The 12565-nt window shown below is 69.1% G+C and carries 11 protein-coding genes, 1 tRNA gene and 1 other RNA gene; 6 read left to right on the top strand and 7 right to left on the bottom strand.

Going from position 1 to position 12565, the window contains the following annotated elements; all coding sequences use genetic code 11:
* Positions 1-24: 24 nt before the first annotated feature.
* The 3 genes from M9945_RS15425 to M9945_RS15415 form a co-directional block, all read right to left on the bottom strand.
* A complete protein-coding gene (locus M9945_RS15425; RefSeq protein ID WP_367945312.1) occupies positions 25-891 on the bottom strand; it encodes an RNA methyltransferase in 867 nt (288 codons plus the stop codon).
* Between the two features lie 273 nt (positions 892-1164).
* Positions 1165-1884 carry a lipoyl(octanoyl) transferase LipB gene (gene lipB / locus M9945_RS15420; protein WP_367945311.1) on the bottom strand — a complete coding sequence of 240 codons (720 nt, stop codon included), beginning with the start codon at positions 1882-1884 and terminating at the stop codon, positions 1165-1167.
* A 387-nt stretch (positions 1885-2271) separates the two neighbouring features.
* Positions 2272-2356 (bottom strand) — tRNA-Leu (locus M9945_RS15415).
* A 301-nt stretch (positions 2357-2657) separates the two neighbouring features.
* Here M9945_RS15415 and M9945_RS15410 point away from each other — a divergent pair.
* On the top strand, positions 2658-2816 hold the full coding sequence (locus M9945_RS15410) for a hypothetical protein (protein WP_367929491.1): 159 nt from the start codon (positions 2658-2660) through the stop codon (positions 2814-2816).
* 39 nt (positions 2817-2855) lie between these two features.
* Here the strand turns inward: M9945_RS15410 and M9945_RS15405 are convergent, their stop codons facing one another.
* Positions 2856-3377 carry a dihydrofolate reductase gene (locus M9945_RS15405; RefSeq protein ID WP_367945310.1) on the bottom strand — a complete coding sequence of 174 codons (522 nt, stop codon included), beginning with the start codon at positions 3375-3377 and terminating at the stop codon, positions 2856-2858.
* 19 nt (positions 3378-3396) lie between these two features.
* Positions 3397-4191: a thymidylate synthase gene (locus tag M9945_RS15400; RefSeq protein ID WP_367945309.1), complete on the bottom strand. Its 795-nt coding sequence runs from the start codon at positions 4189-4191 to the stop codon at positions 3397-3399.
* A gap of 186 nt (positions 4192-4377) precedes the next feature.
* Between M9945_RS15400 and ssrA the strand changes: the two genes are divergently transcribed.
* From ssrA to M9945_RS15380, 4 genes are all read left to right on the top strand, one after another.
* Positions 4378-4739, top strand: a transfer-messenger RNA (tmRNA) gene (gene ssrA / locus M9945_RS15395).
* A 146-nt stretch (positions 4740-4885) separates the two neighbouring features.
* On the top strand, positions 4886-5425 hold the full coding sequence (locus M9945_RS15390) for an SspB family protein (protein WP_367929488.1): 540 nt from the start codon (positions 4886-4888) through the stop codon (positions 5423-5425).
* Positions 5426-5440: 15 nt separating this feature from the next.
* Positions 5441-5653, top strand: coding sequence for a DUF4169 family protein (locus M9945_RS15385; RefSeq protein WP_367945308.1), 213 nt, complete (start codon positions 5441-5443; stop codon positions 5651-5653).
* Positions 5650-5877 carry a ribbon-helix-helix domain-containing protein gene (locus M9945_RS15380; protein ID WP_367945307.1) on the top strand — a complete coding sequence of 76 codons (228 nt, stop codon included), beginning with the start codon at positions 5650-5652 and terminating at the stop codon, positions 5875-5877. The genes M9945_RS15385 and M9945_RS15380 overlap by 4 nt, the downstream gene beginning before the upstream one ends.
* A 278-nt stretch (positions 5878-6155) precedes the next feature.
* On the opposite strand, the gene M9945_RS15375 is transcribed toward M9945_RS15380, so the two are convergent.
* Positions 6156-10157 carry an AsmA-like C-terminal region-containing protein gene (locus tag M9945_RS15375; RefSeq protein WP_367945306.1) on the bottom strand — a complete coding sequence of 1334 codons (4002 nt, stop codon included), beginning with the start codon at positions 10155-10157 and terminating at the stop codon, positions 6156-6158.
* A 294-nt stretch (positions 10158-10451) separates the two neighbouring features.
* Positions 10452-11864, bottom strand: a complete 1413-nt coding sequence (locus tag M9945_RS15370) for an FAD-binding oxidoreductase (protein WP_367945305.1) — start codon at positions 11862-11864, stop codon at positions 10452-10454.
* Between the two features lie 159 nt (positions 11865-12023).
* Between M9945_RS15370 and M9945_RS15365 the strand changes: the two genes are divergently transcribed.
* Positions 12024-12521: a thioesterase family protein gene (locus M9945_RS15365; RefSeq protein ID WP_367945304.1), complete on the top strand. Its 498-nt coding sequence runs from the start codon at positions 12024-12026 to the stop codon at positions 12519-12521.
* Positions 12522-12565 lie beyond the last annotated feature (44 nt).

Below are 12565 nucleotides of genomic sequence, written 5' to 3'. Positions count from 1 at the left end.
TCCCGGTCACTCATCGGGGCATGATCACTCATCCGGCTCGTTCCCTTGGCCCCTCTGTTCGCCGGCCGCCCCGTGCGCCCGCGCATCGGCGCGCGCCTTGCGCTCGGGATAGACCGCGCCGCGCGGCTCGCCCGGCGAGAAATAGTCGAGCGAAGCGACGACGCCGCGTAGCACCTTGATCTCGGCGTCGGAAAACCCCGGCCGCGTCATGACGGCGCGCAGATTGTCGAGCATCTTCGGCTTCTTCGTGGCGGGGCGGAAATAGCCGCGCGCGGAAAGCGCATCCTCGAGATGATCGAGCAGGCCGTGCAGCGCCTCCTTCGGCGCCGGCGGCATGTCCGGCCCGCGAAAGGCGGTGTCGGTCTCGTCGTCGAGCCCCGACTTCATCCATTCATAGGACATCAGGAGAACCGCCTGCGCGATGTTAAGCGAGGCGAAGGCGGGGTTGACGGGGAAGGTGACGATCGCGTCGGCCAGCGCCACCTCCTCGTTGTAGAGGCCGAAACGCTCGCGCCCGAACAGGATGGCGGTCTTTTCGCCAGCGGCGAAGCGGCCGCGCAGGCTCCTGCCCGCCTCGACCGGGCCGAGCACCGGCTTGAAGCCGTCACGCTCGCGCGCCGTGGTGGCGAGGACGTAGTTCATGTCGGCGACCGCCTCGCGCAGCGTTTCGAAGACGACGACGCCGTCGATGACATGGTCGGCCTTGGAGGCGGCGGCGCGCGCCTTCTCGTTCGGCCAGCCGTCGCGCGGGGCGACGAGGCGCAATTCGCCGAGGCCGAAATTGGCCATGGCCCGCGCCACCATGCCGATGTTCTCGCCGAGCTGCGGCTCGACCAGCACGACCGCCGGCCCCTCGTTCATCATCCGCCTTTCGCGATCCGTACCCGCCATGCCGCCTCTCGTCCTTCACATGGGTATCAACTGGCACATGCGCATCAACTGGCACATGCGCATCAACTGGCACAGTTTCCGCCAAAACGGAACGGTCATGACGCCGCTTGACGCCGGAACATTTTTAGAACATTATGTGAACATATCAGATACGGAGATCGCAAATGGCTGCTTTCGTACAGGATGTTCTCTCGCTCGTCTCGATGAGCGCCTTCATCACCGCCGTCGCGCTGCTGATCGGCGCGATGTAGGAACTCGTGGGCCCGGCGCGCGTCATACGGCGCCCTCGACCAGGCCGAACACTTCCTCGAAGGCGGCCTTGAGGGCGATGTCGTAGTCGGCCATCGTCACCGGCAGGCCGAGGTCGACGAGGCTGGTGACGCCATAGCCGGCGATGCCGCACGGCACGATCCCGCCGAAATGGGAAAGGTCCGGCTCGACATTGACGGCGATGCCGTGGAAGCTGACCCAGCGTCGGAGCCGGATGCCGATCGCCGCGATCTTGTCCTCGGCCGGGCGCCCGTCCGGCAGCGGCGGGCGGTCGGGACGCGCCACCCAGACGCCGACGCGGTCCTCGCGCCGCTCGCCTCTGACGTTGAAGCGGGCGAGCGAGGCGATGATCCAGGCCTCGAGCGCCGTGACGAAGGCGCGCACGTCCTCGCGCCGGCGCTTGAGGTCAAGCATCACATAGGCCACGCGCTGGCCCGGCCCGTGATAGGTGTATTCGCCGCCCCGCCCGGCGTCGAACACCGGGAAGCGGTCGGGCTGGAGCAGGTCGGCGCGGTCGGCGCTGGTGCCGGCGGTGTAGAGCGGCGGGTGCTCGACCAGCCAGACCAGCTCGGCCGCGCCATCCGTGCGGATCGCCGCCGCCCGCGCCTCCATGAAGGCGAGCGCCGCCGCATAGTCGGTCAGCCCCGGCTCGATTCGCCATTCGACGGCGGGGCCGTCGGAGACGGGCAGGAAGGCGGGTTCGATGTCGTCGCGCTGGGTCATTGTCCTGGCGGCCCGGGTGCCCTTTTTCCGAAGCGGCGGGCGTTCCGACGAACGCCGCCCCGCCGCTCCGGCCTGTTGTCCTTTGCCGCGTTCATGCGGGTGCCGGACGCTCCCGTCCGGCAGCAGAATGCTCTGGCTCGCCCGATATGAGGCTTCCCCGGCGAAAGGTCCAGATGCGGCGTCGGGCAATCGTCTCTCGGGCGGACGCCTGCGCTGAGGCAGGCAGCGTGCGGCTTTCGTTCGAATGGAGCGGGAGAGCAGGACGCAACGAGAGCGTGAGGAAGCTGTGTCGGGTTCCGACAGATGCCGAACACCATCTTCCCGCACCATGCAGAGAGGTGCGCGGCCACAGAAAAATCAATCAGAATCAACAGGATGACTTGGTGATGGTGCGGTCGAGAAGACTCGAACTTCCACGGGTTGCCCCACAGCGACCTCAACGCTGCGCGTCTACCAATTCCGCCACGACCGCACGTCACGAAAGGGCCGGATCGAACCGGCCCCGCGCATGTAGCAAATCGCTCATGCCCGCACAAGGGCGCAAACAGGGATTTGCGCATAATTACAGAGCGATTCCTCCCGATGAGAAACCAGCAAAGAATGAGCTACGGCTCTGAAACTTTACCGGCCAAAGCCGGGATGGAATCGCCCCTCATCCCTGCCGGGAGATAAAGAGACCACCCGCTTTTTGCCGACACACCGCGCAATGGCGCCTCGGACGAGACTGTGGCAATGATGGAAGCTGTGCCTGAACGAACCGAAAAGGAGACGCAATGACCCAGACCGCCAGAATCTCTTTCGGGCTCCTGCTCGTCGTCGCCCTCGTCGTGGCCGGTTCGATCACGGTGGGCTTCGCCCAGACCCTCACCATGATCGGGCTGGTCGGGACGTTCGTCATCTTCTATCTGATGATCCACATCTCCAGAAGCTGAAACCCGGCGCGGCGAACCTCCAGCCGGCCGGCGGCACCCTCAATCCGCGCGCCCCGCGCCGGCCTGTTCCCGGCGCTCGTAGACGACGTGCCTCGTGGTGTGGCTGTCCCTGTCGCCGGAGGGAAAATCCTCGCTCGACGCCTCGCGCCAGATGGCAGGGTCGATGGCAGGAAAACGGGTGTCGCCGTCGATTTCGGCGAGGATATGGGTGACATCGAGACTGTCGGCCAGCGGCAGCGCCGCGGCATAGATCTCGCCGCCGCCGATGACGCACACCTCCTGCGCGCCCTCGGCGCCTGCCAGCACCAGCGCCGCCTCGAGCGAGGCGGCGACGGAGGCGCCCTCGGCGGCATAGGCCGGGTCGCGGGTGATGACGATGTTGTGCCGGCCGGGCAACGGCCGTTTCGGAAAGCTTTCCCACGTCTTGCGCCCCACCACCACGGGCTTGCCCATCGTCGTGGCCTTGAAGCGCTTCATGTCGGTGGAAAGCCGCCACGGCATGCCGCCGTCGCGCCCGATCACGCCGTTTTCCGCCACCGCGACGACGAGTCTCACCCGCATGGCCTGATCCTCACGGCGTCTATACCGCGATCGGCGCGCGGATGGTCGGGTAGGCAACGTAGCCTTCGAGCCGGAAATCCTCGAAGCGGAAGGAGAACAGGTCCTTCACCTCGGGGTTGATCCACATCGTCGGCAGCGGTTTCGGCGTGCGCCGGAGCTGCTCGCGCGCCTGCTCGAAATGGTTGGCGTAAAGATGCGCGTCGCCCAGCGTGTGGATGAATTCGCCGGGCTTCAGCCCCGTCACCTGCGCCATCATCATCGTCAGCAGCGCATAGGAGGCGATGTTGAACGGCACGCCGAGGAAGATGTCGGCCGAGCGCTGGTAGAGCTGGCACGACAGCCGCCCCTCCGCGACATGGAACTGGAACAGGCAGTGGCACGGCGGCAGGGCCATGACGTCGACCTCAGCCGGGTTCCATGCCGACACGACCAGCCGGCGCGAGTTCGGGTTCTCCCTGATCTCGCGCACGACATTGGCGATCTGGTCGATCGAGCCGCCGTCCTTGCCCGGCCAGGAGCGCCATTGCGCCCCGTAGACCGGCCCGAGATTGCCGTTCTCGTCCGCCCACTCGTCCCAGATGGTGACGCCGTTTTCGCGCAGATAGGCGATGTTGGTGTCGCCCTTCAGGAACCACAGCAGCTCGTGGATGATCGACTTCAGGTGCAGCTTCTTGGTGGTCAGCGCCGGAAAACCCTCGGCCAGGTCGAACCGCATCTGCCAGCCGAACACGCCGCGCGTGCCCGTGCCGGTGCGGTCGCCGCGGTCGACGCCGTTCTCCAGCACATGGTCGAGGAGGTCGAGATATTGCCGCATGGATCATGCCTCCGGCATTGCCGGCCTCATTCGTTGACGATATTGCGCGCTGGTGCCCGCTCGCCCGCGGCGGCGCGCGAATCCCGCGGGGTTCGCGCAGGGTCACCGTTCAGACATTCGGTTCCGGGACCCGCCAAGTCAAGGCCGGGCGCTTTCCCTCGACAGCCCATGCACAGGCCGCTGCCACCCCTTCCCTTTCCGGCGCGGGCTTCCTATATTCGCTGCGTCGGCTTCGGCCGACTATGGGCATAAACGGCCGATGCAATAAGCCATTCGGACCCGGGGGCGGTACCCGGCGCCTCCACCAGGAACCGCGGCAAACGAAGCCGCGGCTGCTGATGGGGGCGAAACAGGATCGACGAGGGTGTAAAGATCGGACTTTGTCCCGGCATGGTAGCCACCGTTATCGGGCCAAACTTGTAGTTGCCAACGACAACTATGCGGAAGCGCGTCTCGCCGCGTAAGCGGTGCGATAGCTTCAACTAAAGCCCTGTGGGTTCGCACCTTCAGGCGGGGTTCGGAGGTACCTGGCAACAGAAACCTCCACTTTCCCTTCCCACTTTTCTTTCCCTCTGCCCATCGTTGCAAATTTGCCGGCTGATGGCGGTCGTGGCAGCCAGCAGCGCTATATCCGGTTTACGGGCGGGCGAAGCTCGATTACACCATGCCCTTCGAGATTCAGGGAAACGGCCCGATGGCTGACGATCACATCCGCTACGACATTCTTGCCCAGGACGCGCTGCGCGGGGTGATGCGCAAGGTGCTGGGCGAGGTGGCGCGCACGGGGCTGCCCGGCAACCACCATTTCTTCATCACCTTCCTCACCGGCGCGCCGGGCGTGCGCATTTCGACGCGGCTGCGCGAGCGCTATCCCGAGCAGATGACCATCGTGCTCCAGTTCCAGTACTGGGACCTGAAGGTCACGGACACCGGCTTCGAGGTCGGCCTTTCCTTCTCCGACATTCCCGAGAAGCTGGAAATCCCCTTCGCCGCCGTGCGCGGCTTCTACGACCCCTCGGTGAATTTCGAGCTGGAGTTCGACGTCAAGCCTCCGGAGCAGGAAGAAGCCGCCGCCGAGGACGAACCGCAGCTCGCCGTGGTTCCGGTCGCGAAGAAGGAAGAGCCGGCAGCCGACGAGAGCGCCGACAAGAGTGCTGACGGGGCCGAGGAAAACGGCGCGGAGCCGGGGAAATCGGCCGAGGTCGTGTCGCTCGACGCCTTCCGCAAGAAATAGCCGGCTCGCCGCGCGATGGCCGAGATCGTCAACCGGCGCGCCATGCGCAAGCGCAGGGACCGCGCGGAGAAAGAACGCAAGGCCGAGGAGAACCGCGCCCTCCACGGCCGCACCAAAGGCGAAAAGAACGCCGGGACCGCGGAACGCGAGCGCGCCCTCTCCCGCCTCGACGGGCACCGGATCGAGCGCGCCGCGCCGGAATCGGACGGCACGGACGAAACGCCGTGAGCGGCATCGTCAAGCGCTCGGTCGCCATTCGCGGCCATCGCACCTCCTATTCGCTCGAGCAGCCCTTCCACGACGAGCTCGCCCGCATCGCCGCCGCCCGCGGCATGACGCTCGCCGGCCTCGTCTGCGAGATCGACCAGTCGCGCCCGGACGAGACGAACCTCTCCTCGGCGCTGCGGCTCTACGTCCTCGAACAGGTCAAGGCCGGGGCCGGCCAAGGCTGACCGTGCCGGGCGCGGCACGGGTCCCGCGAACCGAAGCGGCATGATCTTCGGCCGTCGCGCCGCCCCTCATCCGGCTGCCGCCACCTTCTCCCCGTGACCGGGGAGAAGAGGTCCTTCATCCCTGCTTTCGCCAATCGCCGACGTGGCAGAAGAAGCGCAGCGGCGCGCCGGTTACTTCTCCCCGTTTACGGGGAGAAGGTGCCCGAAGGGCGGATGGAGGGGCGGCGCGGGCGGTCGAAGATCGCGCTCCTCCGGAGCGGATAAGACGCGCGCGGGTCCTATCTCGCGATGCCGATCGCCCGCATCAGGCCGTCGATCGACAGGCCGCCGGAGGCTTCGGGCGCTGGCGGCAGCTGCGGGTCGGGCAGCGGGGGCGGAGGCTCAATGGGCCGCGCCGCGGCGGCAGGAGCGTTGCGCGGGGCCGGCATCGGCGTGATCTCGATGACGTTCGGCGTCGGCGGCGCTGAGGCCGGCGCTGCGCTGCCCGGCTCCGGCCCGGCGGCGTCGGCCGGCCTGTCGGCGGGGACGACCGGGGCGTCCGCGGCCGGCGCGGCCTCGCGGGCGCGCAGCAGCGCCTCGACCTCGGCGCGCAGGCGCTCGTCCTCGGCCTGGCGCCGCTCGGTCTCCAGCCGCGCGGCTTCCTCGGCCGCCTGCCGCAGTCTCGTCTCCTCCTCCATGCGGCGTGCCTCATCCTCGATGCGCCGGCGCTCCGCCTCCTCCTCCTGCCGGCGCCGCTCCTCCTCCTCGCGCTGCAGCCGCTCCTGCTCGATCCGCTCGGCCTCCTCGGCAGCGCGGCGGGCCTCCTCCGCCGCGGCCTCGCGCCCGGCGACGAGCGAGGCATAGTAGCGCGTCTCGCGGCGCAGGCGCTGCTTCTCGATCAGTGCCGCCTGCATCGCCTCGACGCGCTGCTGCTCTAATTCCAGCGCGCGCCGGGTCAGGAACTGCGCCAGCGGCTCGGTGTCGACCGCGACGCGGATGGCGTCGAGCGGGCCGGACGCGACAAAACGCACCGCCGGCTCCGAGCCGGCCAGCGCTTCATGTCCGGGATCGAAGGTCAGCGTCACGTCGGCGCCGACGCTTCGCCCGGAAAGGTCGGCCCCAACCTCGCCGGCTAGCGCCGCCCCTTGCGTCTCCAGCCGGAAGGGCGGCGCACGCACCGCGCCGTTCGCCACCGTGAAGGCGATGTCGACGCCGGCCGCGCCGAATGTTCCGGCGCGCACCAGCGGCGGCGCGAAGGCGGCGACCGCCGCCGCATCGATCCCGGCACCGACCTCGTCAGCCCGCACGATCAGGTCGGGAAAGACGTCCGGCGCGACGCCGGATATCGCGATGTCGCGCAGCGCCGCGGTGCCGGACCCGGAGAGCGCCGTGACGAGGCCGTCGACCGACTTGCCGCTCGCCGTCACCGAGGCGGTCAAGTCCGCCGCGCCGGCCAGGCCGACATCACCGAGCAGCGCGGCAACGTCCGCCCCGTCGAGGCGAAGCTGGGCCGAGAGGAGGCCGGTTCCGGCATCGTTGCGGAACTCGGCGAGGCCGGAAACGCCGCCGCCGAACATCGACGCCCGCATATCCGAGACCGAGACCCCGTCGCGGCCGAGCTTCAGTATCATGCGCGCGTCCTGCGCCCCGGCGAACGCGCCGAACTGGAGCTGTTCGGCCGAAAGGTCGAGTTCGGCGGTGAACGGCATGGCGGCGGAAGAAGAGAAGGCCGCGTCGGGCCAGCTGCCGTCGCCGGGCGCGGCGAAGGCCTGCGCGCCGGCCGCGAGCTCGGCGATAGGCGCGAGATCGAAGCTGCCGAGCACGAGCGCGCCGGTCAGATGCGGCAGCCCGTCGCGAAGCTGGGCGTTGACGTCGCCGCTGGCCGCCACCCCGACCACCTCGCCGCGCAGGTCGGACAGCACCAGAAGGCCGGATTCGTAGTCGAGCCGGCTTTGAAGCGACACCGGCAAGCCGAGCCCGAAGCCGGGAAGCGCGACGCCGGCGGTGACGAGCCACGGCTCGAGGTCGTCGGATTCGACCAGCGCCTCGCCGCTCGCCGCCAGCCGCTCGCCTCTCAGGAACGCCTCGCCGTCGAAAGCGATATCGAGCCCCTCGCCGACGAAGGTGAAGCGCGCGCTGCCGCCGCTCCCGGCAACGCCGTCGAAGGCGAGGCTGGCTTCGGCGGGGCCGGCAAGGCCGAGCGGCAGCGTCGGCAGGCCGAGCAGCGCATAGAGCGGCGCGACGTCGTCGTTGCCGGCGGTGAGGCTGAGGGTAACGGGCGCCGCCGCCAGCGGGACGGCAGGGTCGCGCACGGTGGCGTCGAGCGTGAAGGCGGTGCCGCCCGCCTCGCCCGAAACGTCGAGGACGAGCCCGCCCTCGCTGCCCTCCCCGTCCGCGGAGCGCGCCTCGATGCGCACCGCCGCGTCCTCCAGCAGGCCCGGATAGGCCGCGGCCCGGCGCTGCGCCTCGGCCACGAACGGGTTCTCGGGAAACCGCCCGGCAAGCGCGGCGACGAGCGGGGCGAGATCGGCGGCGATGATCGACGCGTCGATCTCGCCGGCCGGCGGGCCGGAAAGCCGGGTCAGCGTCGCCGTGGCGCTGACATTGGCGCCCGCGAGGCCGCCGATGGCGAGGCGGTCGATCTCCAGCCGGCCCTCTTTCAGGCGCAGCGCCGTGTCGAGCGTCTCGGCGGTCAGCCCGGCGGCAGAGACCGGCCCGGCGACGATCTCCAGCTCAAGGTCGCGCTCGGCCAGCCGCGCCTCGCCGCTGTCGCTGACGAACAGCGAGGCGAAGGCGGCCATGCCCTCGACATCGAGCCGGTCGCCATCGAGCTTCAGCGCCAGCGCGTGCTTTGCCCCGGCCGGGGTGCGGCTCTCGGCCTCGCCGCGAAACTTCGCCTCGCCCAGCACGAGCTCGAGGTTGCGGAACGTCTGCCGCTCCGGCGACAGCGCGACATCGGCGCTGAACCCGGCCGCCGGCAGGCGACGGATGGCGTCGTCGACGTCGCGCGCCAGCCAGGCGGCGAAGCCCGAAGGCTGGCCGACGGCGAGCAGCAGCGAGCCGTCGAAGCCGAAGGCCTCGTCGCCGACGGCGAGCGCGCCCTTCGCCTCCAGCGTGGTGCGGCCGGGCAGCGTCCCGCCCAGCGAGGCGATGTTCCATCCCGCTTCCGAAGGCTCGGCGAAGAGGTGAACGTCGCGCGCCGTCGTATCGCCCGCGACGACCGCCGGCAGCATCATCTCGATGCGGCCGGGAATGGTCGGGCGCGGCGCGTCGAGCAGGAATTCGTGCAACGCGGCCAGCCGCTGGCGCAGGTCGAAGCGGCCAGCCGCCTCGCCCGCCGCATCGTCGAAGCGGATCTGCGCCCCGTCGGCGCGGATCAGGAAGCGCGGCGCGGGGCCCAGATCGAACGAGGCGGTCCCCTCGGCGACGTAGGGGTCCTGCACCGGCCCGGTCTCGAAGCGGAATTCCTCGACGGCGAGCGCGGCGTGGTCGAGGTCGAATGCGCCGCTCAGCCGGTAGGAGGGCGGCTCCCTGTTGCCGCCGCCCGCCGTCGCGGGCTCGGCCGCGACCGGCGCGTTGAGGCGGAAGGTTCCCGAATAGCGGGCGCGGCCGTCCTCGATGCGGGCGCTGCCGTCGCTCTCCAGCGCCAGCGCGTAGCGCTCGGGCCGTGCCTGGACGCGCAGGCGCATGCCACCCTGCCCGTCCGCCTGCCCGGTCGAGGCCTGAAGCGCCATCTTCATGCCGTCGAGCCTGAGCGAGCCGTCCATGCGCCACGGCCCGGTCAGCGACCGGGCGGAAATGTCGGCGTTGATCTCGGTCAGCCGGTGGGTGCGCCCGCTGGCGGCATGACGCAGATCGACCTTGCCCTCGGTCACGGTCAGCTTTTCCAGCGAGATGTGGCTCGCCTCGACCGGGACGGAGGGGCGCACCGCCCAGTCGAGCGCGCCGTCGTCGGCGAGGTCGACGAAGACCTGCGGCCGCACCAGCCGCATGTCGAAGATGTGGATGTCGCCGCGCATGAAGGGCGCGAGCTCGGCGTCCATCGAGAAGGTCTCGACGGTCATCGCCGTCTCGCCCGGCTCGACGCCGGCGACCGCGACATCGGTGAAGCTGACGGAGGGAAACGGCAGCAGCCGCGCCGTCGCCTCGCCACGCACCGTCACCTCGCGGCCGAGGATGCGGCCGGCCTCGCGCTCGAAATCGGCGCGGTACGAGGTCCAGTCGACGAAATAGGGCGCGACCAGCGCCGCCGTCAGCGCCAGAACGATGAATCCGCCGATGGCGACGAACAGCCGGGCCACACTCTCTCCCGCCGATTCTTCCTTGGAACGTCGAAGGATAACTTCAGCACGTTGTCGGGAAAGAGGCAAACGAGGAAGGCCGGTGGGGGCATTTCAATGGATGGGAGGCCGGCGCTGCCCCTCACCTGCCTGCCGGCATCCTCTCCCCGTGAACGGGGAGAGGAGAGACTGCCGCAACGCCGCCGTTTCCCCTTCTCCCCGTTCACGGGGAGAAGGTGCCCGAAGGGCGGATGAGGGGCAGCGTGGACGCTCAAGAACGAGCATACCGCTCCAACGCCTCTGCGCTTGCACCGTTCACCGCGCCGGCAGCACCTTGCCGGGGTTCATGATGTTGTCGGGGTCGATCGCCTGCTTGATCGCGCGCATCACCTCGACGCCGGCGCCGAGCTCGTACGGCAGGAAGGCGATCTTGCCCTGGCCGACGCCGTGCTCGCCGGTGCAGGTGCCGTCCATGGCGATGGCGCGCATGTTGAGCCGGGCAACGAACGCCTCGACGGCCTCGATCTCGCGGGCGTCGTCCATGTCCATCAGCGCCAGCACGTGGAAATTGCCGTCGCCAACATGGCCGACGATGGGCGCGACGAGGCCGGATTCGGCAATGTCGGCCTCGGTCTCGACGATGCATTCGGCGAGCCGCGAGATCGGCACACAGACATCGGTCGAAAGCGCGCGCGCGCCGGGGCGCAGCGTCATGCCGGCCCAGTAGGCGTCGTGGCGCGCCTTCCACAGCCTGGTGCGCTCCTCGGCGTCGGCCGTCCACCGGAACGGCCCGCCGCCATAGCCGGCCGCGATCTCGCCGAAGGTCTCCGCCTGTTCTGCGACCCCCGCATCGGTGCCGTGGAACTCGACGAACAGGCAGGGCGTCTCGGCGAAGCCGAGCTTGGCGTAGTTGTTGAAGGCGCGCATGCCGAGCGCGTTGATCAGCTCGATGCGCGCCACCGGCACGCCCATCTGCACCGTCTCGATCACCGCCTCGCAGGCCGAATCGACATCCGGGAACGGGCACACGCCGCCGGAGATCGCCTGCGGGATGCCGTAGAGCTTGACCGTCAGCTCGGTTATGACGCCGAGCGTGCCTTCCGCGCCGACGAGAAGCCGCGTCAGATCGTAGCCGGCCGAGGACTTTCGCGCCCGCTTTGCGGTCGTCACGATGCTGCCGTCCGGCATCACCGCCTTCACCGACAACACGTTCTCGCGCATGGTGCCGTAGCGCACGGCGTTGGTGCCGGAGGCCCGCGTCGAGGCCATGCCGCCGAGGCTGGCGTTTGCGCCGGGGTCGATGGGGAAGAACAGGCCCGTGTCGCGCAGATACGTGTTCAGATCCTGCCGGGTGACGCCGGCCTCGACGGTGACGTCGAGGTCCTCGGCGTGGACGGCGAGAATCCGGTCCATGCCGGAAAGGTCGATCGAGATGCCGCCGCCCGGCGCGTTGATGTGGCCTTCCAGCGAGGTGCCGGTGCCGAAGGGGATGACCGGGACCCGGTGCGCGGCGCAGGCGCGCACCACGTCCTGCACCTCCTCGGTCGAGCGCACGAAGACGACCCCGTCCGGCGCCTGCGACGGCAGATAGGTGGTGGTGTGGCTGTGCTGGGTGCGGATCGCCTGCCCGGTCTGGAACCGCTCGCCGAAACGCTGCGCCAGGATGCCGAGCACCGTGGCGATGCCGTCCTCGTTTCTTTCCAGTGTGCGAAGATCGGCCAGCGCCATCCGTCCCTCCCGTTCGGGCAAAGGCGGCTTGTACGCATCCGCCCTTTCTTTTATCCGCGATGGGAAGAAATGTGCAGATGGCGGCCGTTTTGTCCAGCGCGGCGGGCCGCGACAAAGTTTGTCCAGCGCGGCGAGCCGCGACAAGGAGGGAGGCCAGCAATGCCCCGATCGACATCCCACCCCGCCCCGTTTCTTTCTAACCCGCGGGCGGTCGAGAAGGGCTGGATCGACTATAACGGCCACCTCAACATGGCCTATTACAACGTGCTGTTCGACCGCAGCATCGACGACGCCTTCGAGGCGCTCGGCATGGGGTTCGACTACGCGCAGACCCGCAGGCTGACCACCTACACCGCCGAGGTCCACATCTGCTACCTGCGCGAACTGCATCTCGGCCACACCGTCCAGTGCAATTTCCACATCCTCGACCATGACGAGAAGCGCATCCACGTCTCCCAGGAAATGCGCCACGAGGACGGCTGGCTCGCGGCCACGGCCGAATCGCTGACGCTGCATGTCGACATGAACGGGCCGAAGGTCGTTCCCTTCGCGCCGGACGTGCTGGCGAAGATCGAGGAGATGCACGCGGTCCACGCCGCCCTGCCGCGCCCGGAGCGGGCCGGACGCGCCGTCGGCATCGCGCGCAAGGCCGGCTGAACGTCTCCGATCGGCCCTCGCTTCTGGTCTTTCGGTGCCGAATC

Source organism: Aquamicrobium sp., from assembly GCF_023954335.1.
Taxonomy (GTDB): domain Bacteria; phylum Pseudomonadota; class Alphaproteobacteria; order Rhizobiales; family Rhizobiaceae; genus Aerobium.
The sequence above is the reverse complement of the archived record's forward strand: the minus strand, read 5'-3'. Positions and strand labels throughout refer to the sequence as shown.